Origin of the sequence: Paraburkholderia sp. SIMBA_053 (assembly GCF_046534895.1) — a bacterium.
GTDB classification, from domain to species: domain Bacteria; phylum Pseudomonadota; class Gammaproteobacteria; order Burkholderiales; family Burkholderiaceae; genus Paraburkholderia; species Paraburkholderia caledonica.
In genome coordinates, this window is sequence record NZ_JAWRXU010000001.1 from 1139390 (window position 1) to 1165662 (window position 26273).

General features: G+C 63.6%; 24 protein-coding genes. 6 read left to right on the forward strand and 18 right to left on the reverse strand.

What is annotated here, in order from left to right:
• The first annotated feature begins 105 nt into the window (after positions 1–105).
• The gene (locus SB753_RS05175; protein WP_087753581.1) at positions 106–1434 is read left to right on the forward strand and encodes an aspartate aminotransferase family protein; all 1329 of its coding nucleotides are present in this window, start codon (positions 106–108) and stop codon (positions 1432–1434) included.
• A 13-nt stretch (positions 1435–1447) separates the two neighbouring features.
• On the opposite strand, the gene SB753_RS05180 is transcribed toward SB753_RS05175, so the two are convergent.
• Positions 1448–1972, reverse strand: coding sequence for a DUF6496 domain-containing protein (locus SB753_RS05180; RefSeq protein WP_410799315.1), 525 nt, complete (start codon positions 1970–1972; stop codon positions 1448–1450).
• A 149-nt stretch (positions 1973–2121) separates the two neighbouring features.
• Between SB753_RS05180 and SB753_RS05185 the strand changes: the two genes are divergently transcribed.
• Positions 2122–2373, forward strand: a complete 252-nt coding sequence (locus SB753_RS05185) for a hypothetical protein (RefSeq protein WP_020066610.1) — start codon at positions 2122–2124, stop codon at positions 2371–2373.
• A gap of 142 nt (positions 2374–2515) precedes the next feature.
• Here the strand turns inward: SB753_RS05185 and SB753_RS05190 are convergent, their stop codons facing one another.
• The 11 genes from SB753_RS05190 to SB753_RS05240 form a co-directional block, all read right to left on the reverse strand.
• On the reverse strand, positions 2516–3724 hold the full coding sequence (locus tag SB753_RS05190) for an ABC transporter substrate-binding protein (protein WP_087753582.1): 1209 nt from the start codon (positions 3722–3724) through the stop codon (positions 2516–2518).
• A gap of 101 nt (positions 3725–3825) precedes the next feature.
• Positions 3826–7449 (reverse strand): molybdopterin cofactor-binding domain-containing protein, encoded by a 3624-nt coding sequence (locus SB753_RS05195; RefSeq protein WP_410799317.1) that lies wholly within the window; start codon positions 7447–7449, stop codon positions 3826–3828.
• Positions 7446–7952 carry a (2Fe-2S)-binding protein gene (locus SB753_RS05200; protein WP_027776255.1) on the reverse strand — a complete coding sequence of 169 codons (507 nt, stop codon included), beginning with the start codon at positions 7950–7952 and terminating at the stop codon, positions 7446–7448. The genes SB753_RS05195 and SB753_RS05200 overlap by 4 nt, the downstream gene beginning before the upstream one ends.
• Before the next feature lie 31 nt (positions 7953–7983).
• Positions 7984–9183: an amidohydrolase family protein gene (locus SB753_RS05205; RefSeq protein ID WP_410799318.1), complete on the reverse strand. Its 1200-nt coding sequence runs from the start codon at positions 9181–9183 to the stop codon at positions 7984–7986.
• Positions 9184–9224: 41 nt separating this feature from the next.
• Positions 9225–9938 (reverse strand): ABC transporter ATP-binding protein, encoded by a 714-nt coding sequence (locus SB753_RS05210; RefSeq protein WP_020066615.1) that lies wholly within the window; start codon positions 9936–9938, stop codon positions 9225–9227.
• The gene (locus tag SB753_RS05215) at positions 9935–10744 is read right to left on the reverse strand and encodes an ABC transporter ATP-binding protein (protein ID WP_288828023.1); all 810 of its coding nucleotides are present in this window, start codon (positions 10742–10744) and stop codon (positions 9935–9937) included. Before SB753_RS05215 ends, SB753_RS05210 begins: the two co-directional genes overlap by 4 nt.
• Entirely contained in the window at positions 10741–12681 is a 1941-nt protein-coding gene (locus tag SB753_RS05220; protein ID WP_410799319.1) for an ABC transporter permease, read from the reverse strand. Before SB753_RS05220 ends, SB753_RS05215 begins: the two co-directional genes overlap by 4 nt.
• Before the next feature lie 174 nt (positions 12682–12855).
• Entirely contained in the window at positions 12856–13440 is a 585-nt protein-coding gene (locus tag SB753_RS05225) for an amino acid synthesis family protein (RefSeq protein ID WP_087753585.1), read from the reverse strand.
• An 81-nt stretch (positions 13441–13521) separates the two neighbouring features.
• Entirely contained in the window at positions 13522–14112 is a 591-nt protein-coding gene (locus tag SB753_RS05230; RefSeq protein WP_020066619.1) for an amino acid synthesis family protein, read from the reverse strand.
• The gene (locus SB753_RS05235; protein WP_410799322.1) at positions 14088–15029 is read right to left on the reverse strand and encodes a UPF0280 family protein; all 942 of its coding nucleotides are present in this window, start codon (positions 15027–15029) and stop codon (positions 14088–14090) included. Before SB753_RS05235 ends, SB753_RS05230 begins: the two co-directional genes overlap by 25 nt.
• 21 nt (positions 15030–15050) lie before the next feature.
• Entirely contained in the window at positions 15051–16634 is a 1584-nt protein-coding gene (locus SB753_RS05240; RefSeq protein WP_410799323.1) for a 6-hydroxynicotinate reductase, read from the reverse strand.
• A 410-nt stretch (positions 16635–17044) separates the two neighbouring features.
• Between SB753_RS05240 and SB753_RS05245 the strand changes: the two genes are divergently transcribed.
• A complete protein-coding gene (locus tag SB753_RS05245) occupies positions 17045–17794 on the forward strand; it encodes a TetR family transcriptional regulator (RefSeq protein WP_131318304.1) in 750 nt (249 codons plus the stop codon).
• 59 nt (positions 17795–17853) lie between these two features.
• On the opposite strand, the gene pcaC is transcribed toward SB753_RS05245, so the two are convergent.
• From pcaC to SB753_RS05270, 5 genes are all read right to left on the reverse strand, one after another.
• Positions 17854–18246: a 4-carboxymuconolactone decarboxylase gene (gene pcaC / locus SB753_RS05250; RefSeq protein ID WP_020066623.1), complete on the reverse strand. Its 393-nt coding sequence runs from the start codon at positions 18244–18246 to the stop codon at positions 17854–17856.
• A complete protein-coding gene (pcaD, locus tag SB753_RS05255) occupies positions 18243–19034 on the reverse strand; it encodes a 3-oxoadipate enol-lactonase (protein ID WP_020066624.1) in 792 nt (263 codons plus the stop codon). Before pcaD ends, pcaC begins: the two co-directional genes overlap by 4 nt.
• A gap of 5 nt (positions 19035–19039) precedes the next feature.
• Positions 19040–20419 (reverse strand): 3-carboxy-cis,cis-muconate cycloisomerase, encoded by a 1380-nt coding sequence (locus SB753_RS05260; RefSeq protein ID WP_410799325.1) that lies wholly within the window; start codon positions 20417–20419, stop codon positions 19040–19042.
• Positions 20420–20520: 101 nt separating this feature from the next.
• Positions 20521–21180 (reverse strand): 3-oxoacid CoA-transferase subunit B, encoded by a 660-nt coding sequence (locus SB753_RS05265; protein WP_410799327.1) that lies wholly within the window; start codon positions 21178–21180, stop codon positions 20521–20523.
• 13 nt (positions 21181–21193) lie between these two features.
• Positions 21194–21901 (reverse strand): 3-oxoacid CoA-transferase subunit A, encoded by a 708-nt coding sequence (locus SB753_RS05270; RefSeq protein WP_020066627.1) that lies wholly within the window; start codon positions 21899–21901, stop codon positions 21194–21196.
• A 436-nt stretch (positions 21902–22337) separates the two neighbouring features.
• Here SB753_RS05270 and SB753_RS05275 point away from each other — a divergent pair, with 436 nt between their 5' ends.
• Together SB753_RS05275 and folE are read left to right on the forward strand one after the other, a co-directional pair.
• A complete protein-coding gene (locus SB753_RS05275; protein WP_088174192.1) occupies positions 22338–23267 on the forward strand; it encodes a LysR family transcriptional regulator in 930 nt (309 codons plus the stop codon).
• A gap of 126 nt (positions 23268–23393) precedes the next feature.
• Positions 23394–24032: a GTP cyclohydrolase I FolE gene (gene folE / locus SB753_RS05280; RefSeq protein ID WP_020066629.1), complete on the forward strand. Its 639-nt coding sequence runs from the start codon at positions 23394–23396 to the stop codon at positions 24030–24032.
• Positions 24033–24071: 39 nt separating this feature from the next.
• Here the strand turns inward: folE and SB753_RS05285 are convergent, their stop codons facing one another.
• Positions 24072–24980, reverse strand: coding sequence for a DMT family transporter (locus tag SB753_RS05285; RefSeq protein ID WP_131318306.1), 909 nt, complete (start codon positions 24978–24980; stop codon positions 24072–24074).
• A gap of 228 nt (positions 24981–25208) precedes the next feature.
• Between SB753_RS05285 and SB753_RS05290 the strand changes: the two genes are divergently transcribed.
• A complete protein-coding gene (locus SB753_RS05290) occupies positions 25209–26273 on the forward strand; it encodes a VTT domain-containing protein (protein ID WP_410799329.1) in 1065 nt (354 codons plus the stop codon).

Genomic DNA, 26273 nt, shown 5'->3' on the forward strand with positions numbered 1-26273 from the left:
GTTTTGGCTATGCCCACGGGAAGTGCCCTCGGGGTGCCTCGACGGAAATGCGTCAGGGGCGCCCCAACGGAAGTCCCTATCGGGAAACCACTTCGAGGAGAACCCATGACTTCGCGCCCCGTCATCGACGATCTGTCGTCTTTCTGGATGCCCTTCACCGCCAACCGCCAGTTCAAGGCCGCGCCGCGCCTGCTGGAGTCGGCGAAAGGCATGTATTACCGCAGCACGGACGGCCGCGAAGTGCTCGACGGCTGCGCGGGTCTATGGTGCGTCAACGCGGGACACAGCCGCGACGAGATCGTTGCCGCGATTACGCAGCAACTCTCCACGCTCGACTTCGCGCCGACGTTCCAGATGGGCCATCCGCTCGCGTTCGAAGCGGCCACGAAGGTCGCCGAGCTGATGCCCGAGGGCCTCGACCGCATCTTCTTCACGAACTCGGGTTCCGAATCGGTCGACACCGCGCTGAAGATCGCGCTCGCCTACCACCGCTCGCGCGGCGAAGGGCAGCGCACGCGCCTGATCGGCCGCGAGCGCGGGTATCACGGCGTGGGTTTCGGCGGCATTTCGGTCGGCGGCATCGCGCCTAATCGCAAGACTTTCTCCGGCGCGTTGCTGCCGGCGGTCGATCACCTGCCGCACACGCACAACCTGGAACACAACGCTTTCTCGAAGGGCCAGCCGGCTTGGGGCGCGCATCTCGCAGAGGAACTGGAGCGCATCGTCACGCTGCACGACGCGTCGACGATTGCCGCGGTGATCGTGGAACCGGTCGCCGGATCGACGGGCGTGCTGATTCCGCCGCAAGGCTATCTGCAGAAGCTGCGCGAAATCTGCACGAAGCACGGCATCCTGCTGATTTTCGACGAAGTGATCACCGGCTTCGGCCGCGTCGGCAAGGCCACGGCAAGTGAATATTTCGGCGTGACGCCGGACCTCATCACAATGGCCAAGGCGATCAACAACGCGTCGATTCCGATGGGCGCGGTTGCGGCAAGCCGCACGGTGCACGACACGATCGTCAACGCGGGCGCGCAAGGCGCGATCGAGCTATTCCACGGCTACACGTATTCGGCGCACCCGGCGGCCGTCGCCGCGGCTATCGCTACGCTCGACCTCTATAGCCGCGAAGGACTCTTCGAGCGCGCCGCGTCGCTTGCGCCGACGTTCGAAGCCGCCGCTCACTCGCTGCGCGGCGCGAAGCACGTGAAAGACATCCGCAACCTTGGGATGATTGCGGGCATCGAACTCGAACCGCGCGACGGCGCGCCCGGCGCACGCGCTTACGAAGCATTCGTCAAATGCTTCGAAGCGGGCGTGCTGGTGCGCTTCACCGGCGACATTCTTGCGTTCTCGCCGCCGCTCATCATCAACGAAGAGCAGATCGCGCACATCTTCAAGACTGTCGGCGACGTACTGGCCACCGTGCAGTAAGGTCCACCCCGGCTCAATGATGCGCGCGAGCCGCGCGCGTCTGAGCCGCCTTCTTGGCCGCCGCCGAACGGCCGGCTGCACCCTTGGTCGCAGCAGCCTTCTTGGCGGCCGCCGAGCGGCTCGCCGCCGGACGCTTCGCGGCGGCGGTCTTTGCCTGCTTCGACATCGCCGAAGGCGATGCGCCTGCCTTGCTCTCGCGCTTCAGCGCATTGGTGGAGGCGCGTGAGCGCTTCGCCGTCGACTCCTTGCTGGCCGTCGTTTTAGCGGTGCTCTTCTTCTGCCCCGCAGCGCTGTCCTTGTCGGCTTTCTTGCGCGTGGCCTCGCTTGCGGCACCTTTCTTCGGCGCCTTCAGATCCACGCCCGCGCGACGCGCTTCCGAGAGGCCAATGGCGATCGCCTGCTTCGGCGACCTCACGCCGTGCTTGCCGGCGCGCACCTTGTCCACCTGCTCCTTGACGAACTCTCCAGCTTGCGTGCTTGCTGACTTGCCGGCGCGTTTGTCGGCTTCGGCACGCTTCACGGTTTTCTTTTCGGGCATGACGGTTCTCCGGTTGAATGTGGCTCTCATCGCTGAGCAATGCGTGTGCCGGGGTCGTCATTCAAGCTGCCGGGACTCGCGCCGTTCACGTCGACGGCGTATGGTGTCATCAAGAGTTGGCACTTGACCGGCTCGAACGGGAGACATCCATGAAGATCCCCACCGTGCGCGCGGGTGCGCATATTGAAGGCGTGCATTGGATTGCCGAATACGCGGAAGACGTCCACGAGATTCGCATCTTCCGCGAGGGGCAGGAAATCGACGTGCACGACGCGCCTTCGTCGCTGTTCGGCGACGAGGAGAACGCCGGCTCAAAGAGTACCGCGGATCATCGCGCGGCCGAGGCAGCCGTGCTGGCGTATCTGAGGCGCTTCGTGGCCGAGCACGACGCCGAGGAATAGCGCCTTCGGCTCAAGCGAGTCGGCCGGAAGATCGGCCGGCGGCCCGGCGCCTCATCCACGCCTCATCGGCGCCGGCATGGATGGACGCCTGCGGCATGGACCGCCGCAGGTGTGGCGGCACGCTCGCGCCGCCACAGGAAGCTTACTCGGCGGGCCGCAGCTTCTTCACTTCGGCGTCCGACGGCTGAACGCTCGCGCCGTCGACATAGCGATACGACGTCATCACGCCTTTGCCGTCCTTCAGACCGGTCACGCCGACGTAAGCACCCATCGTCGACTGATTGTCCTGCGCGCGATAGGTGATCGGCCCGAACGGCGTTTCCACGCCAAGGCCCTTGAAAGCCGCCGCGAGCTTGTCGGTATCGACGGAACCCGCCTTTTTGATGCCGGCCGCAATCGACATGAGCGCCGAATAACCGACCACCGAGCCGAGCCGCGGATAGTCGTGGTACTTCGCCTGATACGCGTCGACAAATTTCTTGTTGGCCGGCGTATCGATCGAATACCACGGGTAGCCCGTCACGATCCAGCCGGCCGGCGCTTCGGCACCCAGCGGATCGAGATAATCCGGCTCGCCCGTCAGCAGCGAAACGACGCTGCGGTCCTTGAACAGGCCGCGCGTATTGCCCTCACGCACGAACTTGCCGAGATCGGCGCCGAACAGCACGTTGAAAATAGCATCGGGCTTGGCGTCGGCGATTGCCTGCGTGACCGCGCCCGCGTCCACGTTGCCAAGCGGCGTGGCCTGCTCGGCAACGAACTGCACGTCAGGTTGCGCGGCGCTCAACAGTTTCTTGAAAGTCGCGACCGCCGATTGTCCGTACTCGTAGTTCGGATAGACCAGCGCCCAGCGCTTCTTCTTCAGCTTGGCCGCTTCGGGCACGAGCATCGCCACCTGCATGTACGTGGAAGGACGCAGGCGATACGTATACTTGTTGCCGTCCGCCCAAACGATCTTGTCGGTCAGCGGTTCGGCGGCAAGGAAAAAGATCTTCTTCTGCTTCGCGAAGTCGGTGAGCGCGAGCCCTGTGTTCGACAGGAAACCACCGAACAGCAGTTGCACCTGTTCCCGCGCGATCAGTTCCTGCGCGACTCGGATCGTGTCGCCGGGGTTGCCGTTGTCGTCGCGCGAAACGACTTCGAGCTTTTTGCCGAGCACGCCTCCGCCAGCGTTGATCTGTTCCAGTGCAAGATTCCAGCCGTTCTTGTAAGGACCGAGAAAGGCCGGCTGCGCCTTGTAGCTGTTGATTTCGCCGATCTTGATGGTCTGCTGTGCGTTCGCGGCGAAGGCGGCGAACGACAGCACCGTCGATAGCGTGAGGCGAGAGATCCATCTTGCGCGCGTGGTCATGCGTTTCTCCGTATCAAAGGGATTGCGGGAATGCGTTGGTTTTCTGTCCGGCATTGCAGCGGCGATCGAGCGAACGGTCGACCGGTCGCTGCGTGGCACGCTCACTCGGCGACCGGCGTTGCGCGAATCCGCGCGACGCTTGCGGCAACGTCCTGCCAGGCCGGCTTGCCGCCCGCGAACTGCTGCCGCAGATACGTCACGAGTTCGGCGACCTGGGCGTCGTTGAAACTGTCGCGGTAAGCCGGCATCGTACCGAGTTCGGGCCGTGCAGGCGAGCCGATGCCGTCGAGTATCACGCGGATCAGATTATCGGGTGTCGCGCTGTGCAAATTCGTATTGAGCGCCAGCGACGGATGCGCGCCGAACAGTTGCGGCCCGCTGCCCGTGTGATGACAGGCGGCACATGCACCGTCGAAAAGCCGTGCGCCGACGCCGGACGGCGTGCCGGTAATCACGCTTGCGTGTTCGTATTGACGCGCCATCGCGGCGGTATCGACATTCGCTTCAACGGAATTGAGCGACGCAAGGTAGTTTGCCATCGCGCGAATATCGCTGTCGGGCAACGCAGCGAGATCTGCGACGACCGGCGCCATCGGGCCAGCCGCAACGCCATGCAGCGGCGCGTGCCCGAAGCGCAGATAGCTGAACAGTTCGTCTTCGCTCCACGGCACAGGAGAGTTAGAGAGCGACGACAACGCGGGCGCTTCCCAGCCTTCCGCGCTGCCCCCGCCCATGAACGCCGCGCCGGTCTTCTCGGCGCCGAAAGCGTTGCGCGGCGTGTGGCATGCGCTGCAATGCCCGAGACCGTTGACGAGATACGCGCCGCGATTCCACTGCGCGCTTTGCGTCGCGCTCGCAACGAACGTATTGCGTCCGAGGAACAAGCCATTCCATGCGGCCATCAGCGGACGCGCGCTGAACGGAAACGGCAGCTTCGTTTCCGGCGGACGGAAGCGAACCGGCGTTTGCGACATCAGGTACGCGTAGAGCGCCTTGAGGTCGTCGTCGGAAGTGTTCCTGAACGACGTGTACGGAAACGCCGGATACAGCCGATGGCCGTCCCGGCTAATGCCTTCGCGCATCGCGCGAACGAACGCTTCGAGCGACCATGAGCCGATGCCCGTCTGCGCATCGGGCGTGATGTTCGTACTGTAGACGGTGCCGAACGGTGTCTCGAGCGGCTTGCCGCCGGCGTTCGGCACACCGTTGCGCGCCGTATGGCACACCGCACAATTGCCGAGCGAGGCCAGCAGCTTGCCGCGCGCGACGAGGTCCGGCGCGAACGCACTGGCAAGCGGCGGTGCGATCGGCGCAATGGGCGGCGGCGCCCACGCCGACGCACCGAGCCAGCCCGCAGCGCCCGCGGTAAATGCGCCGAGAAAACCCAAGCGCCAGCGCTTCTTGCGGCGCGACGCGGCGTCTTCGGCCTGCGCATCGGCGAGCGCGGCGCGGATCGTTTCGGGCGTGAAAGGAGGCTTGCGAAAACGCACGCCGGTCGCGTCGTACAGCGCATTCGCAATCGCCGCCGCGCCGGGCAGCGACGCGGACTCGCCCGCGCCCATCGGCGGCTCGCCGTGGCGCGGCATCATCACGACGTCGATCACGGGCACTTCACGGAACGTGAGGATCGGGTACGCACCCCACTCGTGACTCGTCACCGCGTTCTGGTCGAACGTCACGCGCTCTTTCAGTGCGCGGCTCGTCGCCTGAATCACGTTGCCGTGAATCTGATGACGCACGCCGTCGGGATTGATCATGGTGCCCGTGTCCTGGCCGACCACCACGCGCGTTACCGCGAGTTCGCCGCTTCGGCGGTTCACTTCGACGTCGGCGACCCACGCGCACCACGCCGCGCCGAAGCCGGGAAACTTGCTGTGCACATAGCGTGCGTAAGCAATACCGCGGCCGCGCGCGATGTCGCCCTCCTCCCGCGGCTGGTCGGTCCGCGGCTCTCGCGGCTGCCAGTCCGCACGCTCGGCGACCGCCTTCACGAGGTCGACGGCACGGGGGTCGCTCAAATGCTTCAGGCGAAATTCGACCGGATCGACGCCCGCTTCGGCCGCGAGTTCGTCGATGAACGACTCGTGCGCGAACGTGTTCGGCAACGCGGACACGCCGCGCAGCCACGACGCACGCACGATGGGCGGCGTGTCGTCGCAGACCACGCGCATCGACCGATAATCGTATGGGGGCACCGCCGTTCGGTCGCCCATTTCGAAGACCTGCGGCTGCGCGGACAGCACGCCGGTCAGCAGCAGCGCCAACGTAGGTGCGTCATTCGACGGATAACGCGTCGCGAAGTCGTAAGCCGCCAGTTCGCCTTCGGCGCTCAACGCGCCGCGCACATCCATCAATTGCGCCGCGCCCTTCGGCTCCCACGCATGCTCGTCCTCGCGCGACAGTTGCACGCGCACCGGGGCGCCGGTCGCGCGCGAGAGCAGAGCGGCGTCGGCGGCGACATCATCCGCGCAATTGCGACCGTAGCAGCCGGCCGCATCCATCCGCACGATGTCGATGAGCGCCTCGTCCATCGACATCAGCAATGCAAGGTCGGCGCGCAGCGAATGCGGATTCTGCGTACCCGACCACACTTTCAGCGCGCCCTCGCGATAATCGGCGACGGCGCACGAAGGGCCGATCGACGCGTGCATCTGAAACGGCCACACGTAGGTGCGATTGAGCGTGCGGCTCGCGTCCTGCGAAAGCGCCGCGTCGACATCGCCGTCGATCACGAGGTCGCGCCGTTTCGCCGGATTTGCACGCAATGCGGCTTCTACTTCTTCACTGGTTTCGAGCGGCGGCAACGGTTGGGCGGCTTTCCACTGCACATGGAGCCGCTTCGCGGCCTGCTGCGCGACTTCTTCACGTTCAGCCACGATGCCTACAAAGTCGCGTATGACGACTACTTTGACGATGCCGGACAAGTCGCGAATCGATTCTTCGTCGACATGCAGCAGGCTGTTGCCGACAAAATCACCCTGCGCGATTCCCGCATGCGGCGGGCGCACAACGCGGCCGTGCATCATGCCGGGCACACGCACGTCGTGCACGAAGCTCAATTCGCCCGTCGCCTTCGCTGGAATGTCGACGCGCGGCGCGCTCTTACCGACGATCTTGTAGGCGTGCGGCGACTTCAAAGGCGCGTCGGTAGTCAGCTGCAATTCGACTCGCTGCCCTGCGATCAACTCGCCGTAGCCGATGCGTCTTGCTTTCTCTACCGCGTTGTCGCCGTCTTGTTCGAACACCATGCCGTCGCGTACAGCGAGCTTTTCGACATCCACGCCGAAGCGCGCCGCCGCCTGCGCGAGGAGCCATTGACGCGCCTGCGCCGCCGCATGCCGCAGCGGGACTGCGGTTATCTGCATCGTGGCGCTTGCAATAGTCGGCCCCTGATTCGGCGTTTCGTTCGTATGGCCAAGCACGACCGACACGCGCGTCAAAGGCAGATCCAGTTCTTCTGCGACGATCTGCGCCAGCGCGGTGCCGATGCCCGTGCCGAGATCGACATGGCCGTTGAAAGCGATTGCGCTGCCGTCGTCGCGGACGGCGAGAAACATATCGGGCTCGCCTGGAACAAACGACGACCGCGAGCCGGGTTGCCCGACAGCCGGCTTGACCGGCGCTTGCGGCGCGCGCATGACGATCAGCACGCTCTGCGCGTCATACAACTGCTTGCGCGACGGCACAGTGGTCCGGCGGTCGACGCTGATATCCGGTCCTGTCATGCGCGCGCCCCTTCGGAAGCATTCTTTTGCGACGCGAGTAGTTCAGCGGCGCGCTGCACAGCACGCACGATCTCCACATGTGTGCCGCAGCGGCACAGGTTGCGCGACAACTCGCGCCGGATCGTTTCCACACTGGGATGCGGATCGCGATCGAGCAACGCCTTCGCCGTCATGATCATCCCGCTCAGGCAATAGCCGCATTGCGCAGCCTGCTCTTCGATAAAAGCCTGTTGCACTGGATGCAGCGCGGCACGTGTACCTAATCCTTCGAGCGTGGTGATCTCGCGGCCCAATGCCACTTTGGCGGTCGTCACGCACGCACGCGTCGGCACGCCGTCGAGCAGCACCGTGCATGCGCCGCATTCGCCCAGTCCGCAGCCGAATTTTGGACCGTTGAGCGCGAGATCGTTGCGCAACAGATAAAGCAGCGGCGTGTCGGCGGCGGCGCTGACAAGATGCGTCGCGCCGTTCACTTTCAGCGCGAGCGGCGCCGGCCCGTTCACGAGCACACCGCGCGCGCTAAACGTTGCGTGCTCACAGCACGACCGGCACTTCGGTCGCGGGCGGCGTATTACGACTGCGCCTGCAACGGATCAAACCGTCGATCATCACCATGCCCACGCCCGGAATGTCGCCGAGCTGCACGCTTTCGAGCAGCGTGTCAGCCGCCGTATGTTGTGCGCGGTCCATGAAGACGAGGTCGGCGGGACGTCCCACTTCGATCAAGCCCTGGCGCAAGTTCCTCTGACGCGCGGTATTGCCGGTCGCGAAGCAGAACGCGATTTCAGCGGGCACATCGGCGAGACTGGAAATGAGCGCGATCATCCGCAGAATGCCCAGCGGTTGCACGCCGGAGCCAGCGGGACTGTCGGTGCCGAGAATAATGCGGTGCGGACATTTCAGTTCGACCGCATGACGAGCCGTCAGCAATGCGATGCGTTCGTTGCCGTTGTGCACTATCTCGAGCGCACGGCTCGACTGCTCGCACAAATCGCAAACATGCCGGTAAGACAGCGACGTATGCCCGCCGTTGATATGGCCGATCACGTCGGCATCGGCTTCCAGTACCACATCGCGGTCGATCAGACCGGAGCCGGGAATCGAAGGGCCGCCCGTATGAATCGTGCTCTGAATGCCGTACTTGCGCGCCCACGCAACCATCTGCGCGGCTTCCTCACCGGCCTTCACGCTGCCGAGACCGACTTCGCCGAGCAGCTTCACGCCCGCTTCGGACAACTCCTTGAAATCCTCCTCGACCATGCCTCTCTCGATGACCGGCGCGCCCGCCATCACCTTGACGCCGCCGCCGACACCCGCGCCGCGCATGCCTTCGAACGAACGCTGCGCGGTGATCGCCAGCGCCTTCACGCCGAGCACATCTTTCGGACGACCAGGTAAATGTACTTCCCCAGCGGAGATCATTGTTGTCACGCCGCCGTTCAGATTCGATTCGATCCAGCCCATCTGGTTCTGGCGCGGCGTCCAGTCGCCGAATACCGGATGCACATGCGAATCGATCAGGCCGGGCGCGACGGTCGTACCCTTGCAATCCACCGTGGTGCGCGCGCCTTCAAGGTCGCAGTCTTTCTCTTTGCCAACGGCAACGATCACGCCGTCGTCGATCACCAGCGTGTCGGCGTCGAGAATCGGCTGATCGATGTCGCCGGATAACAGCAGCCCGATGTTCGTTACCGCGACCTTGCCCGACAAGCCTGTCAACGTCTCTGCTGCCATCTGCCTCTCCTTTCGCAACGACTGTCCTAATCACGCGCGAATCAAACGCTCAGATAAGCGCGCCTCACTGTTTCGTTACTTGCCAGTTCGCCGATCGTGCCGCTAAAACGGATCTGCCCTTTTTCGAGCACATACGCGCGGTCGCTGACCAGCTCCGCGAAGTGCAGGTTCTGTTCGGATAACAGAATGGATAGCCCTTCGCGCTTGAGTTCGAGAATCATATTGGCCATCTGCTCGACGATCACAGGTGCCACGCCCTCGGACGGTTCATCGAGCAACACGAGATACGGGTTACCCATCAACGTGCGCGATACGGTGAGCATCTGCTGCTCGCCGCCGCTCATCTGGCCGCCGGGGCGTTTCGGCATTTCGCCGAGATTGGGGAACAGACGGAACAGCTTTTCCGGCGTCCATTGCGGCGCGCCTTCGCGCGGCGGCTGGCGGCCAGTGTCGAGGTTCTCCATCACTGTCAGATCGGCAAAGACACGTCGGTCTTCCGGGACGAAGCCCATGCCCATGCGAGCGATCTTGTAGGGCGCGAGCGCAGCAATGTTCTGGCCGCGAAAGATGACTTCTCCCTGGCGGCGCGGCAGCAGACCCATTACCGCTTTCATGGTGGTCGATTTGCCCGCGCCGTTGCGGCCCATCAACGCGACGACTTCGCCGCGGCCCACTTCCAGGCCGACATCGAACAGAATGTGAGCGCGCCCATAAAACGCGTTGAGGCCTGCTACTTTCAGCATCGGCTCGCTCATTGCAGCGCTCCCCTTGCAGCATGGCCAGCCGCCATGTCGTGCAGCGCAGCGTGCGGCTGAAACGTCTTGCCGGTGCCGAAATACACTTCCTGCACGCGCGGGTCGTTGCGGATCGTGTCACCGTCGCCCTCGGCGATCAGCTTGCCGCGCGCGAGCACGATCATCCGGTCGGCGTAAGCGAACACCACGTCCATGCTGTGCTCGGTGAACAGCACACCGATTTTCTGCTCCGTGACGAGCCGCTTGGTCAGCGCCATCAGTTCGTTGCGCTCCTTCGGCGCCATACCTGCAGTGGGCTCGTCCATCAACAGAAGCTTCGGCCTGTTCGCGAGTGCAATGGCCAGCTCGACACGCTTCACGTCGCCATACGCGAGAACGCCGCATGCGCGGTTCGCGTCGGCGGCCATGCCGACCTGTTCGAGCAGCGCGAACGCTTCGTCCGCATAGCGCGAAGCCGCGGGCCTCCACACGCCGAAGGTTTTTCGTTCGCGTGAGACGAGGGCCATCTGCACGTTTTCGAGCACCGTCATTGAATTGAAGGTCGCCGCGATCTGGAATGTCCGGCCCACGCCGAGCCGCCAGATGTCGCGCGGACGCATGCCGACGAGTTCGTGTCCGTCGAAACGGATAGAGCCTGACGAGGGCGATAATTGTCCGTTGACCATGTTGAAGCAAGTGGACTTGCCCGCGCCGTTAGGCCCGAGCAATGCGAGAAGCTGTCCGGCTTCGAGCGTGAACGAAACGTCGTCGACCGCTTTCAGACCGCCGAACGATTTGCAGAGGCCGGATACGTGCAGCAAGCTCATAGCCCCTCCTTGATCGCCGTGCGTTGCGACGGTTGCGGGCCGCTCTTCTCAGCGTTGTCGGCCGTGTCATCGCCAAAACGATCGCGGATAAAGCCGACGATGCCCTGCGGAAACGCGATCACCAGCAACAGAATCGTGAAGCCCAGCAGCGCTTGCCAGTAATCGGTCTGCCGCGCGACGGTGTCCTGCAGCCACGTGAAGACAGCCGCGCCGACTATCGGCCCGGTGAGTGTCTGCAAGCCGCCGAGCAGCACCATTACGAGGCCGTCGACGGAACGGCTCACGCTGATCACCTCCGGCGAAATCGTGCCCTTGGAGAACGCATACAACGACCCTGCGAGACCGCAGAACAGCGACGCGATCACGAAAGCGGCCCATTGCACGCGCTTCACGTCGATGCCGATCGCCTCCGCGCGCAGCACCGAATCGCGCGACGCGCGCATTGCATAACCGAGCGGCGAGAACAACATGCGGCGCAGGAGCCATACGCCGATCACCGCACACGCAAGCGTCAGGTAATAAAACGCCACCGGCGACGACAGCCAGTTAGACGGCCACAAGCCGAGAATGCCGTTGCTGCCGCCCGTCACATCGTCCCATTGAAAGACGACCGACCACACGATCTGTGCGAACGCGAGGGTCAGCATCGCGAGGTACACGCCGGAAAGGCGCACGCAGAACCAGCCGAACACCAGCGCGCCTGCAACGGCCAGAAGCGGTCCGAGCATCAAGGCGGCTTCCATCGGCAGATTCAACACCTTGAGGAAGAGCGCGGCGCCATATGCACCTAGCCCGAAATACGCAGCATGACCGAACGAATGCATGCCGCCCGGCCCCATGATGAAATGCAGACTCGTCGCGAACAGCACGGCGATGAGAATTTCCACGAGCAGCACCGGCATATACGGGAACGCATTCGCCGTGAGCGGCGCGAGCAACAGGACTAGCAGTGCAATCACGGCAAGCCATTTGAGCCGCTTTCCCGCAGGACGCAGAGGCGCTTCCGGCGCGGCCATGCCCCGCGCCGCGGCACTCGCGCGACCGAGCAGACCCCAGGGCCGCACCACGAGTACGACGGCCATCACGACGAATTCCGCAACCAGCGTAAAGCGGCTCAACGAGAGACCGACGCCGAATAACGTCACATGTCCGATCCCGATGCACAACGCCTTGATCTCGGCGATGATCAGCGCCGCGACGAACGCGCCCGGAATTGACCCCATGCCGCCGACCACGACGACCACGAACGCATTGCCGATCGTCTCCAGATCGAGCGAGAGGTTTGCCGACATACGCGGCCCTTGCAGCGCACCGCCCAATCCGGCGAGAAATGCGCCGACGAAAAACACGCCTGTAAACAGCCACGCCTGATTGATGCCGAGCGCGCCAAGCATCTCGCGATCATGAGTGGCCGCGCGCACGAGCGTGCCCCAACGCGTGCGCGTCAACGCATACCAGAGCAGGAGCAAAACCACCGGGCCGATGACAATCAATGCGATGTCATACGTCGGCAACGGATGGCCGAGGAAATCGACTGCGCCCGCAAGATGCGGCGCGCGCGGTCCGAACAGATCTTCCGGTCCCCATAGCCACAACGCGGCGTCGCGAAAGATCAGTACGAGTGCAAACGTGGCAAGAAGATGGAACAGCTCAGGCGCCTGATAAATGCGCCTGAGCACGATCACCTCGACGAGCGCGCCGAGCACCGCCACGACCAGCGCGGCGGCCAGCACCGAAAGCCAGAAGCCGCCCGCGGTGTGTCCGAAACGGCTGGCGATGCTGTAGGCCACGTAGATGCCGAACATGTAGAACGAGCCGTGCGCAAAGTTGACGATGCGCGTTACGCCAAAGATCAACGACAAGCCGGCGGCGACGAGAAATAGCGTCGACGCATCGGCGAGTCCGTTGACCAGTTGTACCAGCAAATTCGAAAGCATCGAGACCCTCGGCAGCTTGCTGACGATCCACGCGCCAAACGGCAAGAGGCTCGAACAGCAGACGTTGCGGCGCGTACGGCACCGTGCTCGCACGCATCAACGGCAGCACACTACCTGAAAGAAAGCCCTTGCGGGAAGCCGTGAAAAAATCGCATGCAAATCCCGGCGCAAGCGTCAGCGCAAACCGTCCTCGCCCTTGATTTCACTTGCCTGCAAACCGCCGATACGCGGCAACGGCCGGCCCGACGCGGTCACGGCCACCGCGACCACGATCTCGTTGGCGCGCGGCGCGTCCGACACGCGCGCCTCGATCGCGTCGAAATGACTGCGCACGAAAGCGGCGTCTTTATGGCCGAGCGGCACGTCGATCGCGGTGCCGAGCGTGCCCATTTTTTTCGCCGACGGCACGAGCGCCGCGCCCTTTTCGACCGCTGCGCGCAACGGCGCGCCGAGCTTCGGGTGCAGAATCGCGGCGGCGTGTTCGAGTTCGCCCGCCTCGCCGACAATCGCTGCCTTGCCGTAACTTTGCGCGTCGCCCGGTTCGATGCCGAGCGCATCGACGCACCTCTTGCCGAGCAGCGCGCCCAGTTCCTCGCCGGCCTCGATCAGTGCGTCAAGCTTCGCTTCGAAGCGGCCCGCATACGGGTTGTCGATTACCGCGATCGCCACCGCACGGCGTGCCGGCGGATCGACGTTCTGGCCCATTTCAATGCGTGTTTCGTCCACTTGCACGACTAGCTTGCGAAGCCTGATTGCCATTTCGCTCTCCGTGTTTCCATGCCTGCGTTGCTCTGTGTTGCTCTGTATTGTGCGTGCGCCCGTTGCAATCTTCACCGTGGTTTAGCGCAGGCCGTCCTTGCCCACAATCGCCTCTTTCGCCAGTCCGCCGACGCGTGCATGCACGCGCTGACCGGTGCTCATCGCGAGGATGTACACCACTTCGTCGGCGGACGGTGCGCCTGGCACGCGTACTTCGATCGCGTCGAAATGACTGCGCACGTAGCTCGCATTCACATGCGTAAGCGGTACGTCGAGCGCGGTGGACGGCGCGCCGACCTTTTTCGTCGACGGCACGATTGCGTTGGTCGGCACGCCGTTTTTCTCCAGCAACTCGCGCATCGCATAGCCGCCTGGCACATGCCACAACGCGCCGTGTTCGAGTTCGCCACGCGAGCCGACAATCGCGCCCTTGCCATAACCTTCGATCGACGCATGCGGGACCGCCATCGCCGCGAGCAGCCGTTGCGCCATGTCGACGCCGATAGGCTTGAGCGCTTCCATCGCGTGTTCGATGTTCGCTTCATAGCGGCCGGCGAACGGGTTCGTCATCACAGCGGCAATGGCACCGCGGCGCAACGGCTGTGCGGGCGCGGGGCCGAACTCGTGGAAGATGTCTTCGACGTGCGTCAGCACGCGGCGTATTTCGAACACGGAACCTCCCTTGTTGTTTGAGCGCGATGCGAAAGCAACCCGCTCGTGCCGTGCATACCGGCGACTCGCACTCGTCCTTGCAAGAACAATGCGGCGCCTTCAATCATCCCGCTATCGAGCAAACTCCGCGCGGCCTCAACGCCGCGTGCAAGTGCGAAATCGACGAGCGGCTGTGGCAGCGAAGGCACGTTGGCGGTAACAAGCCGGTCGCCCAGGTCGGTGTCGTCCTTCAGCGACGAAGCCGGTACACGTACGATGCCTGCATGATCGAGATTCACGGCGTTGGCGATCATCGTCGCGGCAGCGTCGGCGCTTGCCGCATTGCGTGCGAGCACGGTCACACTGTCCGCGATGCCGAGACTGAAACTGCGGCCGCGCCAACCGCTCGTGGCAATGCCGCGAATGGGCGCGTTCGCGTCGAGCGTGAGATTGGCGTCGAGCGCTTCGCCGCCTCGGCGCTGCACCTTCGCGAGCGCTTGCGAGACGTCCGCAAAGACACCGACGCGATATTGCCTGCCTTCCGTCAAATAAAACGCTATGTCGCCGCCATTGTTGATGAACGCGCGAGAGATGCCTTCACGCGCGAATGCAGCGATCAGTTCGTCGGCGACACTGCCCGCAACGGCCGCCATTGGCGTGATAAAACGCGCGCGGTGCGGATGGCACGCGGACCACATGCGGCGCGCAACGCGGCCTTGCAGCGCGCAATCATCAGGCGACGCGTCGGCGCTGATGGACCGCCGAAGCATTTTCAATTCACCGACCAGTTCAGGCAATACGTCCACGAAACGCGTCCAGCACGCATCAAAAGCAGCTTGCAGCGCGGCGGGTTCTCCGTCGGCGCCGAGGATCAGATCGATCGGCCCGTGCTGCCAATGCCAGCGGGTTGCGTCGATGCGGATGCGGGTTGGGCTCATAGCGTTGTCGTGACAGTCCGGTTAGCCGAGCATTGGCGGCATGACGGGTGGCCACGGATTGTCCGGATTGGCGGCCACCATGCGGCGCGCAAGCGGCGCGCCTTCGGTATGCTCCGGACCATTGATCAACACGTTTTCCAATGAACGCACTGCATCCAGATGGCCGCCGAGATCGCGATAGGCGTCGTACGTCATGGTGAATTCGATCGGCGCGACAATCGCAGGCGTCGGTACAGTACCGAACGACCGGTCAGGCATGCGTGATACGTCGACCATCACGGTAATGCCGCCGCCTGGCCACACATAAGCCGGCGCGCCGCCGCATGTCACGTTGACGAGCTTCTGCTTGATCGCGCGCGTGAGCAAAACAGGGTTCTCGGTCGCACCCGCGCGCAGACTGCCGCCCGCGCCGCCGAGAAACAGCACCGTTGCAAGCGACGGCTCGCAGTTTTCGCCGATCCGCTCCACTGTTCTGCGCACCGCATCGGGCATCCCGGCCACGCGCGGAACGAGATCCTGATCGAGCTCGTACCACTGCGCGTGTTCGCCGGTGGTCGACACCATCAGCAGGCGCATGCCGGGTTTCGCAACTGCAGGATCGAAGCCTTCGATAATCGCAAGGGGGTCCTGAATGTCGGTGCCGCCCCAGCCAATGCCGGGATTCGCCACCTGAAAGTAGCGGCCGGGCGTCGACTTGCGTCCGCGAATCCTGATGCCCGAGCGTGTCATACCGAGGCAGCGCCCCGCCTGATGTTCGGTCAGCACGCCGGTGATGTGATCGTCCACCACGACGACTTCGTCCGCGTGTCCGAACCATTGTTTAGCGAAGATACCGATAGTCGCCGACCCGCAACCCACGCGCATGCGCTGCTCTTCGACACCGTCGACAACCGGCGCGGCACCGGCGCGAATCGCGAGGCTCGCGCCGCCGTCTATGCTCAACTCCACCGCCTGTTTATTGCCGAGCGCGAGCATCATGTCGCAAGTCACGCGGCCTTCTTTCTTGCTGCCGCCGGTCAGATGATGCACGCCGCCGAGGCTCAACATTTGCGAGCCGTATTCGGCCGTCGTCACATGCCCGACGATCTCACCCTGACAGCGCACGTTGGCCTGCTCCGGACCGAGAAAACGGTCGGTGTCAATTTTTACCTTGAAGCTGCAATAGCTGAAAATGCCTTCGGTGACGACCGTGATCATGTCGACGTCGTCGCGCTTCGAGGCAACGATGAAAGGCGCGGGTTTGTAGTCGGGGTAAGTGGACGATGCGCCGACACCGGTCACGAAAAGCGCCTGTTCGACGGGATCATTTTGAGCATCTGACGATGCACCGAATTCGACCGTGGAGTCCGCGCCGTTTGCGCGGGAAAGAAACACCACCGGGTCGACGCGAATCAGCCGTCCGCTTGCATTCGCATAGCGATCGCATGCGCCGGTACGGCCTTCCGATATCTGACACAGCACCGGACAGGCATTGCATTCGATCTTGTTCGACGCCATTCGCTCGCTGCGCGGCGCCGCCTTCTCGAGCACGGTGGGGCCGGGCGTCGAGGCGGTTTCGCCGTCGACGCGCTCCGCACCGAAATCGACCTTCGTATGTTCTGTCATGGTGGGGTTCCCATACGACGACATTACAATCGGTCCTGCCCGGCTGACGAATAGCCCTTGTTTCAAGGGACGTTTCGTGTGACTCGCGAATTTCATGTTGCGATCACTTACCGTTCGTGTAGTATCCGCTACACCAAAGTTCTTGCAAATCTACTCGATCAAAATAGACTGCGCAATGTGTTTCCCGTGCGTATGCGGATGGTGCAACGCGGCATTTAAAGAGCGCGGGTTGGATCGATCTTCCAGTTTGCGCCGAAGCCGTGGTACTCGCAGCATTCATAACACCCGCAGCACTCGCACTATGCAAGGCCCGCTGTATGATGAGGACGGGTATCTGCCCTGGCGAACAGCAGACGCAAGGTCGCAAGGTGCAAACCGTTTAACGACGCCAAAAGAGATATTGGACCGCCATGAGTTCCACTGCCGCTCGCAAACCGGGAGCCACCGGCATTCGTGCGAAACAGGCGCAAGACACGCGCGCCAAGATACTGAAAGCGGCAATCAAGGTGTTCGCGAAGCAAGGCTATGCGAGCGGGCGCGTGGAAAGTATTTCGAAGGCTGCGCGCTCGCACGACCGAATGATCTACTACTACTTCGGCAGCAAGGAACAGTTGTTTATCGAAGTACTGGAAACGATCTACACGCAGTTCAACGAAGCGGAGAGCAAGCTCGATCTCGACCTGGACGATCCGGTGCACGGCCTCGAACAGATGGTCGAGTTCGTCTGGCAGTACTACCTCGACCACCCCGAGTTCGTTACGCTGCTGTCGAGCGAAAATCTGCATCAAGGCAAGCACGCCAAGAAGTCTTCGAAGCTGAAGGAGATCTCGGGCTATGCGATCTCCGTGGTGCAAAAGCTGTTGGATGCAGGCAAGGCACAGCGCGTTTTCCGCGCCGACGTAGAGGCGCGCGACGTGTATCTGCTGATCGCATCGCTCGGCTATTTCTATAACGCGAACCAGTACACGTTGGGCGCGTTTCTCGGCGAGTCGCTAATGGACAAGGCGGCGCTCGCGCATTGGCGCGAAGTTATCAAGGACACCGTATTGCGCGCTGTCCGGATCGACTCGGTAGCTCAGGTGCGCCCGGATGCAGCTGCCGGGACTGACGTCGATGCCAATGCACGTCGCGGAACCGAGCCCGCACGGCGCGCCATGTAAAAACGCGCGCCGTATCGGGCGCGCGTCGTATCGTTAAAGCATGACTGCAGCTAATCAACTCACTGCTTCGCTGCGGCGTCGTCCTCGCGGAACAGTTTGTCGGCGAGATGAAACGCGGAGTTGGCCGCCGGCACACCGCAATAAATGGCGGTTTGCAGCAACACCTCTTTGATCTGTTCACGCGTCACGCCGTTGTTTTTCGCCGCGCGCAAATGCAGCGCAAGTTCTTCGCTGCGATTCAACGCAACCATCATTGCAATGGTCAGCAGGCTGCGCGTGTGCCGCGGCAAGCCATCGCGCGTCCAGATTTCGCCCCACGCATAACGCGTAATGAAGTTCTGAAACTCTTCAGTCAGCTCAGTGCGATTCGCGAGCGAGCGGTCCACGTGCGCATCGCCCAACACTGCACGGCGCACGCCCATTCCTGCTTCGTATCGGTCTTCGTCGTTCATTTCGGCTCCGTCAAAAAGTCGATGACTGTCTTCGTGAAAGCATCGGCCTTCTCGATGTTGGAAATATGCGACGCGTCCAGCTCGACGTAACGCGCGCCTGGAATCGCCTGCGCGAGTTCGCGTCCTTGCGCAGGCGTCGCCGCGACGTCGTGCGTGCCGCTGATCACGAGCACCGGCAGCTTGATGCCGTGCGTTTCGGGCCGAAGATCGGTGGCGTCGATCGCATCGCAATTGGATGCATAACCTTCCTTGTCCGTGTGCACGAATACGTCGCGAATCATGGCGAGCACCACCGGCTCCCGCTCGATGTAATCGGCGGTGAACCAGCGCGGCAACACCGCGTCCGACAGCGCCAGCATGCCCTCCGTGCGCGCCCGCGCGGCGCGCGGCACCCACACTTCAGGCGAGCCGATTCGCGCCGCCGTATTCGCGAGCACGACGCGCTCAAAACGATTCGCATGACGAGCGGCCAGCGCAACGCCTGTCAGCCCGCCCATCGACACGCCGCAAAAATTCGCGCGCGCGATCTTGAGCGTGTCCATCAGGCCCAGTACGTCGCCACTCAGTTGCTCGATCGTGTACGGACCTTTCGGCGCTTCGGAATGGCCGTGGCCGCGCGTGTCGTAACGCAACACGCGGAAGTGCTTCGACAGCGCCGCGACTTGCGGCGTCCACATGGACAGGTCGCTGCCGAGCGAATTCGACAGCACGATCCACGGTGCATTGCCGTGACGGTCGCCGTCGATCCGATAGTGAAGCTCCGTGCCGTTGACTGCGGCGTAAGGCATGCCGGTTACTCCTTGGAAGGGGCGCGCTCTGAACGCGCGGTATGAAGCGCCAGCGCGGCGTCCACATATGCGTGCGCCTGGCCAACGTATTGAGCGGGGTCGAGCAGTTGTTTCAGGCGCTCGACCGAAAGATGCTGGGTCACGGCCGCGTCTGCGGACAGCACATCGAAAAGCGTCTGGCCGTCGCGAATCGCGGCTTTCGACGCGCGCTCCACGAGATGATGCGCGTCCATCCGGCCGATGCTGTCGCCGAGCGCAAGCATGACCGCTTCGCCGAGAATCAGCCCGTGCGTGACGTCGAGATTCGCGGCAAGGCGCGGCACGTTCACGTTGAGTCCGGCCGCGATCTGTTCGATGTTGGCGAGCGCGCCGCCAGCAAGCCGTGCAAGATCGGGCAGCGCGTCCCATTCGGCCTGCCAGCCGCCGAGCGCGCGCTCGTGTTCCTGCACCATGCCCGCGAATACCGTGGCGACGAGTCCGGGCGCACGCGTGGCCGCCGTGAGAACCGCTGCGCAGCCAACCGGATTGCGCTTGTGCGGCATCGTCGACGATCCGCCTTTGCCCGCAGCGGCAGGCTCGGCGAGTTCGTCGATCTCGGTTTGCATTTGCAGCGAGATGTCGCGCGCAATCTTTCCGAGCGTGCCGATCAACATCCCGAAGAACGATGCGCTCTCCGCGATCCGGTCGCGTTGCGTATGCCACGGCAATGTGGGCACCGTGAGGCCGAGTTCTTGTGCGAGCGCTTGCGTGACTTGCGGCGCAGCATCGCGAAGGCTCGCCAGCGTGCCGGCCGCGCCACCGAATTGCAGCACGAGCGCGCGCGCACGCAGCGCATCGAGCCGCTCGCGGTGACGCAACAACGCATCGAGCCATTGCGCGAATTTCAGGCCGAGCGTGATCGGCAACGCCTGCTGCAACCATGTGCGGCCGATCATCGGCGTCGCGCGATGAGTGGCCGCAAGTTTTGCGATTGCGTCGCAAGTGGCTTGCAAACCGCTGTCGAGCAGATTGAAGGTATCGCGTAGCTGCAGCACCGTTGCGGTGTCGATGATGTCCTGGCTCGTCGCGCCCCAATGCACGTATTTCGACGCTTCGGCGTCAGCCGCTTTCACGCGTGCTGTGAGTTGCTTGACGAGAGGAATCGCGAGATTGCCGCCGAGCGCCGCGTCGCGCGCTAGCGCGTCGGCGTCGAGTTGATCGGCGTGGCACGCTGCTTCGATTGCCGGCACCGCCGTTTCAGGAATCACATGGTGCGCTGCCGAGGCCCGCGCGAGCGCCGCTTCTACGTCGAGCATGCGTTGCAGCGTGGCACGCGGCGACCAGATGTCGTTCATCGGCTGCGTGCCGCAAAGAAGGCCGGTGAGGCGACCGCTGGAGTCGAGCATGATGACGTGGATGATCGGATGATTTTATTGAATGTAGCACTGCTCGGCGAAACGCGGGGCGCGCGGCAGCATGCGTGCCGCCGCGCGCCCCCACGCCATGATTACGCGGCGCGCGCGTCCTGCGTACCGTCGATCAGCGGCACACCCGTGAGTTTGAGCAGCGCGTCGAAGTCGATATCCGAGAAAATCTCGCGCACCACGAGGCCCTGATCGGTGACGTCGATCATGGCCAGGTCCGTGTAAATGCGATCGACGCAACCGACGCCCGTCACCGGGTACGTGCATTCAGCGGCGATCTTGCTTTCGCCCTGCTTGGTCAGGTGCTCCATCATCACGTAGACCTGTTTCGCGCCGATGGCGAGATCCATCGCGCCGCCGACAGCAGGAATCGCGTCCGGTGCGCCCGTGTGCCAGTTCGCGAGGTCGCCATTCGCCGACACCTGGAACGCGCCGAGCACGCAGAAGTCGAGGTGACCGCCGCGCATCATCGCAAACGAATCGGCGTGGTGGAAAAACGCGCCGCCCGTCAGCAGCGTGACATGCTGCTTGCCGGCGTTGATCAGTTCGTCGTCTTCCTCGCCCTTCGCGGGCGCGGGGCCCATGCCGAGCAGGCCGTTTTCGCTGTGCAGGAAGATTTCCTTGTCGGCTGCGAGGTGGTTCGCCACCAGCGTCGGCACGCCGATACCGAGGTTCACATACGCGCCTTCCGGAATATCCAGTGCAACGCGCTTGGCCATTTCATCGCGGGTCAGTTTCTTCATGTCGGTCTCCGGTTCAGGCGGCAGCGTCGCGGGGATTGGGCAGCGGAGCATGTGCCGCTTGCGGCACTTCGATCACGCGTTGCACGAAAATGCCCGGCGTCACAATGTTTTCCGGATCGAGCGCGCCGAGCGGCACGACTTCCGACACCTGCACGATCGCGGTTTTCGCCGCACTTGCCATGATCGGCCCGAAGTTGCGAGCCGTCTTACGATAAACGAGGTTGCCCCAGCGGTCGCCCTTATACGCCTTGATAAGCGCAAAATCCGCATGCAGCGGCGACTCGAGCACATAGTGCCTGCCGTCGATCAGACGCGTTTCCTTGCCTTCAGCGAGCTTCGTGCCGTAGCCGGTCGGCGTGAAAAATCCGCCGATGCCCGCGCCCGCTGCGCGGATGCGCTCGGCTAGATTGCCCTGCGGCACGAGTTCGAGTTCGATTTCGCCGGCGCGATACAGCGCGTCGAACACATACGAATCCGTCTGGCGCGGAAATGAGCAGATGATTTTGCGGACACGCTTCGCCTTGAGCAGCGCCGCAAGGCCAATGTCGCCGTTACCGGCGTTGTTGTTGACGATGGTGAGTTCGCGCGCGCCTTGCTCGATCAGCGCGTCGATCAGCTCCGACGGCATGCCGGCCGTGCCGAAGCCGCCGATCATGACAGTCGCGCCGTCGTGGACGTCGGCGACCGCCGACTGAAGTGACTCGAAAATCTTGTTGATCATGTCGAATTTCCTTGTGAGGCGCTACGCACGCTGGGCATCGCCGTGACGGCAGCCTACGCGGGCGGTCTCCAGACAGATGCGGGCCGTGCAAACCTTGGGGCTGCTTTCGCCCGTTCTCCGCCGCCTGGTTCCATTGAGTCCGCGCGGCGATTCTGTGTGCGACGAATCATCTGCCAGCTCGCTCGTTTTGTTCGCACAGTGAACAGTGATTCGTTTAGCGAACGATTCGGCGATTATGGTTGCGCTTTAACTGCATTGTCAAGGCACGGACTTTCCCTTAATCATAGGTTGCCAACGTCCGAGGTGCGCGCCTGTTGGCCTCGCGTGCACTCTTGCGGCTCGGCCAGCAAACGAAACTCCACTATCCCGCATGGCAATTATTCGGCTACCCTTTATCCTTATATCGAATAGCACCTACGGCCGCTGGCCGAAAAGCATGTCGGACACCAACCTCGATCTGAATCTGATTCCCTACCTCGTCGCGATGGAGGACACCCGCAACGTCAGCCGTGCGGCTGAGCAACTCGGTGTGAGCCAGCCGCGCGTGAGCACGGCACTCGGGAGGCTGCGCGAGTATTTCGACGACCCGCTGTTCGTGCGCACTTCCAAAGGTATGGAGCCCACGCCCCGCGCGCTCGCCATTCTCCCGGCCGCGCGCGACGCGCTTCTGCGGATCGAGAAAGGCATGCTCGACGCGCAGGAGTTCGACCCGGACACGAGCACGCATACGTTCTCGATCGCGCTTTCCGACGTCGGTGAGATCGTCTTTTTGCCCCGGCTTTTGCAACTCTTCGCCGAGCGCGCGCCGCATGCGAACCTGCGCTCCGTATCGCTGTCGCCGGCGCACGTCGAACGCGGTCTCGAATCGGGCGACGTCGATCTGGCCGTCGGCTACTTTCCGGACCTGTCGGGTAATAACTTTTTCCAGCAGCGGCTCTTCACGCACCGCTTCATTTGCCTGATGCGCGCCGGTCATCCGCTTTCAAAGGCGCCGCTCACGCTCGCGCAATTCGTCGCGTCGGGGCACGCGGTGGTGCGCGCCGAAGGGCGCAGCCAGGAAGTCCTCGAACAATATCTGGTGAAAAAGCGCATCAAGCGACGGGCGGTGCTGGAGACGCCCCACTTCATGAGCCTGCCGTTCATCCTCGCGCGCACGGATCTGATCGCGACCGTGCCGCATGCGATCGGCTTCGCCTATGTGTCGGAACATGCGTCGATCACGCTCGTCGAGCCGCCTCTGCCGCTGCCGCGTTTCGATTTGCGGCAGCACTGGCATCGCAAGTTTCATAACGATCCGCGCGGAAGCTGGCTGCGCGGCGTGGTCGCGCAGCTCTTCAACGACGCAATGGACGAGTGGCCGAAATGAAACCGTCAGCCCCGCGACGTCGGAAGGGGCATCGGCACGATCCGGCCTAAAACATGGAACAATGACCCCACTCATGAACCCGCGCGCTCCATCCTGGCCCGACGCGCGATCCCGGAGGAGCGACGGATGACCAGCAGCAAGACAGAACAAACCACACCGGCGGCCACGAACGGCCGTCCGAGCCGTGAAGAAGCAGAAGCAGCCGTGCGCGTGCTGCTGCGTTGGGCCGGCGACGATCCGCAGCGCGAGGGCCTGCTCGACACACCGGCGCGCGTGGTGCGCTCATACGAAGAGTTCTATGCGGGCTATCAGGTCGATCCGCGCGAAATCCTCGCTCGCACGTTTTCCGAGGTGGACGGCTACGACGAGATGATCGTGCTGAAGGACATCCGCTTCGAAAGCTATTGCGAACATCACATGGTGCCGATCATCGGCCGCGCGCATGTCGCGTATCTGCCGCAGCACCGCGTCGTCGGCATTTCAAAGCTCGCTCGTCTCGTCGACGCATTCGCGAAGCGGCTGCAGATCCAGGAAAAGATGACCGTGCAGATCGCCGATACGTTGAACGACGTACTGCAACCGGCGGGCGTCGGCGTCATTCTCGAAGCCGCGCATCAGTGCATGTCGACGCGCGGCGTGCACAAAGCCGGCGTGACAATGGTCACGTCGCGCATGCTCGGCACGTTCCGCACGGACCCGTCCACGCGCCGCGAGTTTCTGGCGATCGTCGGCAATCCCGGCGCCGTCGCGGTGCCCAACACGTAAGAGCACGTTTCCTGCCGAACGCGCGACACCACGCGTGGCTCACGCCGCCTTGCGCGTGCTGCGCGGTTGCCCGAATGTCGCGAGCATCACGGCGCCGAGCACACAGGCAACGCCTGCGAGTTGCGCCGCGCTAACTGGCTCGTGCAATAGCAGCGCGGCCAACGCCAATGCACTGACCGGCACGAGCGCGGTCGTCAAGCCGGCCTCCGCGCCGCTCACGCGCGCGGCGCCTTCATACCAGAGAACGAAGCCGGCCACGGTCGGCACGAGCGCGTAATACAGCACGCCGCTCAGAGCGCCGGCGTCGAGCGGCAAGCTCCAGGGTCTTTCAAAGTACGCGGGCACGATCGATACCGCGAAGCCGATGCCGCACATCAACGCCGACAACGGCAGCGGCGCAACCGGCGTGCGCAGCTTGCGATTGAGCAGAATGAAGAGCGCCTCGCAGACAATCGCCGCGAACACCAGCGCGTTGCCCACGATAGAAGAACCGCCCGGATGGGACGCAACGCTTTCGCCGGGATGCACGGTGCAAGCAAGCACGCCCGCCGTGGCAAGACAGACCGCACCGAGCAGCGAAGGCGACGGCCGCTCGCCCAGCGCCAGCATCGCGACTATCGCCGACACCGCGGGCAACGTGCCCGCGATCACGCCAGCATCGCCGGCGGAGGCGAGTTTCATCCCGCTGATGAGCAACACCGTATAGCCGACGCTGCCCGCCGCGGCCTGCGCGACCACGAGCGCGGCGTCGCGCCGGTCCAGACGCGGCCAGCGAACGCCGCGCCAGCGCATGATCAGCACAAACAACGGGAATGCGATTGCGAAGCGCAGCGCGGTTGCGCTGAACGGCGGCAATCCCGCCGCGATCGACTTGCTCACCACCACGGTGCTGCCGACGCCGACCATCGCCAGCGCGCAGCACATATAACCGATGTACCGTGAGTTCATCCGGCATCTCCGAGGCAAAGGGACGAGCACGCAGCTTAGACATGCGTCGGCAGGCGGTCTTGAACGAAATTGCAGCGGGTCGCGCAGTGGCCCTGCGGGAGATCGATCGAGTATCCTGATCGACGGGAGAAGCCACAGCGCGACGGGAACGGTCTTTGCATCGGCAGTCGAGCCAGGCAACAATAGGCGCGCTTTCAACTTCCCAACAAGAACCCAGGAGCCGCTCAATTGGTAGAGTTTCCGTCGTCGGCGGTATCCACTTGGAGCGGCGCGGTCGTCTTCGGCAACGTGCTGTTGACGCGACTCGGCGTGCCGATTCCCGCCGTCCCCGTGTTGCTGTTTGCCGGCTCCGCAATCGCGGCGGGCACGCTGTCGTTCTGGCCGGTGCTATGCGCCGCAGTGCTCGGCGCGTTGATCGGCGACGGCCTGTGGTTCACGGCCGGCCGCCTCTACGGCCGCAGGCTGATCGGCGTACTCGGTCAACTGCTGCCCGCTCTCGATGCCCGGGTCGAACAGGCGCGCTCAATGTTCGAGCGCTTCGGCGTGCCGCTGGTGTCGATCTCGAAGTTCGTCCCTGGCCTCGCGCTGATTACGCCCCCGCTGATGGGCACCACGGCCGTCGATGCCCGCATCTATGCGATCTGGGACCTGACTGGCGCAATGGCGTGGGCCGCTTTCTGGCTGCTCGGCGGCGCGGCAGCGGAACGGCAACTGCACATGCTGTTCGAGTTCGTCAGAGCGCAAGGCGGCACGGTGATCGATTTGCTGCTGGGCGCCGCGTTGCTGTATCTCGCCTATCGCCTTTTTCTGCAGCGGCGGGCACGCCGGCAATCGGCGCTTGCCGATGGAGGCGCGCAACCGCAAGCGTCGAGCCGCGCGGCGGCCCGCAAGCCGACGCCTAAGGTGCTCGACGCACGTCCGCCGGGCGCGGCGCCCGACGCAGCGTCGCCGATTCCGGGCGCGTTCGCCCTCGACCCGCATTCGCCCGAACAGATCGATTTCGCGCTGCGCGCTTACGACATGGTGATTTACTGCGTGTGTCCGGACAGCGCGACGGCTGCCGAGATCAGTGTGCGCATGCGCAACTACGGCTATACGCGGATTCGTGCGCTTCGCGGAGGGCTGGATGCATGGCAGCGGCGCGGCTTCCCGGTGGGCCTGCTGCTGGCCGACGAGCAGGGCGCAAGCCGGCCAGCGCAGTCAGTTGGCGGATTGCGCGGCGGACTACATGGAGATGCACGAAACGCCGTCACACTGCGCGGCTTCGCGCCGCGAAGCCGCGCAAGCGCATGA

What these genes read in the sequence shown, in the direction of transcription:
- SB753_RS05175 (WP_087753581.1), top strand. Translation starts at nt 106, where the DNA reads ATGACTTCGCGCCCCGTCATCGACGATCTGTCGTCTTTCTGGATGCCC.
- SB753_RS05180 (WP_410799315.1), bottom strand. Translation starts at nt 1,972, where the DNA reads ATGCCCGAAAAGAAAACCGTGAAGCGTGCCGAAGCCGACAAACGCGCC.
- SB753_RS05185 (WP_020066610.1), top strand. Translation starts at nt 2,122, where the DNA reads ATGAAGATCCCCACCGTGCGCGCGGGTGCGCATATTGAAGGCGTGCAT.
- SB753_RS05190 (WP_087753582.1), bottom strand. Translation starts at nt 3,724, where the DNA reads ATGACCACGCGCGCAAGATGGATCTCTCGCCTCACGCTATCGACGGTG.
- SB753_RS05195 (WP_410799317.1), bottom strand. Translation starts at nt 7,449, where the DNA reads ATGACAGGACCGGATATCAGCGTCGACCGCCGGACCACTGTGCCGTCG.
- SB753_RS05205 (WP_410799318.1), bottom strand. Translation starts at nt 9,183, where the DNA reads ATGGCAGCAGAGACGTTGACAGGCTTGTCGGGCAAGGTCGCGGTAACG.
- SB753_RS05210 (WP_020066615.1), bottom strand. Translation starts at nt 9,938, where the DNA reads ATGAGCGAGCCGATGCTGAAAGTAGCAGGCCTCAACGCGTTTTATGGG.
- SB753_RS05215 (WP_288828023.1), bottom strand. Translation starts at nt 10,744, where the DNA reads ATGAGCTTGCTGCACGTATCCGGCCTCTGCAAATCGTTCGGCGGTCTG.
- SB753_RS05220 (WP_410799319.1), bottom strand. Translation starts at nt 12,681, where the DNA reads ATGCTTTCGAATTTGCTGGTACAACTGGTCAACGGACTCGCCGATGCG.
- SB753_RS05225 (WP_087753585.1), bottom strand. Translation starts at nt 13,440, where the DNA reads ATGGCAATCAGGCTTCGCAAGCTAGTCGTGCAAGTGGACGAAACACGC.
- SB753_RS05235 (WP_410799322.1), bottom strand. Translation starts at nt 15,029, where the DNA reads ATGAGCCCAACCCGCATCCGCATCGACGCAACCCGCTGGCATTGGCAG.
- SB753_RS05240 (WP_410799323.1), bottom strand. Translation starts at nt 16,634, where the DNA reads ATGACAGAACATACGAAGGTCGATTTCGGTGCGGAGCGCGTCGACGGC.
- SB753_RS05245 (WP_131318304.1), top strand. Translation starts at nt 17,045, where the DNA reads ATGAGTTCCACTGCCGCTCGCAAACCGGGAGCCACCGGCATTCGTGCG.
- pcaC (WP_020066623.1), bottom strand. Translation starts at nt 18,246, where the DNA reads ATGAACGACGAAGACCGATACGAAGCAGGAATGGGCGTGCGCCGTGCA.
- pcaD (WP_020066624.1), bottom strand. Translation starts at nt 19,034, where the DNA reads ATGCCTTACGCCGCAGTCAACGGCACGGAGCTTCACTATCGGATCGAC.
- SB753_RS05260 (WP_410799325.1), bottom strand. Translation starts at nt 20,419, where the DNA reads ATGCTCGACTCCAGCGGTCGCCTCACCGGCCTTCTTTGCGGCACGCAG.
- SB753_RS05265 (WP_410799327.1), bottom strand. Translation starts at nt 21,180, where the DNA reads ATGAAGAAACTGACCCGCGATGAAATGGCCAAGCGCGTTGCACTGGAT.
- SB753_RS05270 (WP_020066627.1), bottom strand. Translation starts at nt 21,901, where the DNA reads ATGATCAACAAGATTTTCGAGTCACTTCAGTCGGCGGTCGCCGACGTC.
- SB753_RS05275 (WP_088174192.1), top strand. Translation starts at nt 22,338, where the DNA reads ATGTCGGACACCAACCTCGATCTGAATCTGATTCCCTACCTCGTCGCG.
- folE (WP_020066629.1), top strand. Translation starts at nt 23,394, where the DNA reads ATGACCAGCAGCAAGACAGAACAAACCACACCGGCGGCCACGAACGGC.
- SB753_RS05285 (WP_131318306.1), bottom strand. Translation starts at nt 24,980, where the DNA reads ATGAACTCACGGTACATCGGTTATATGTGCTGCGCGCTGGCGATGGTC.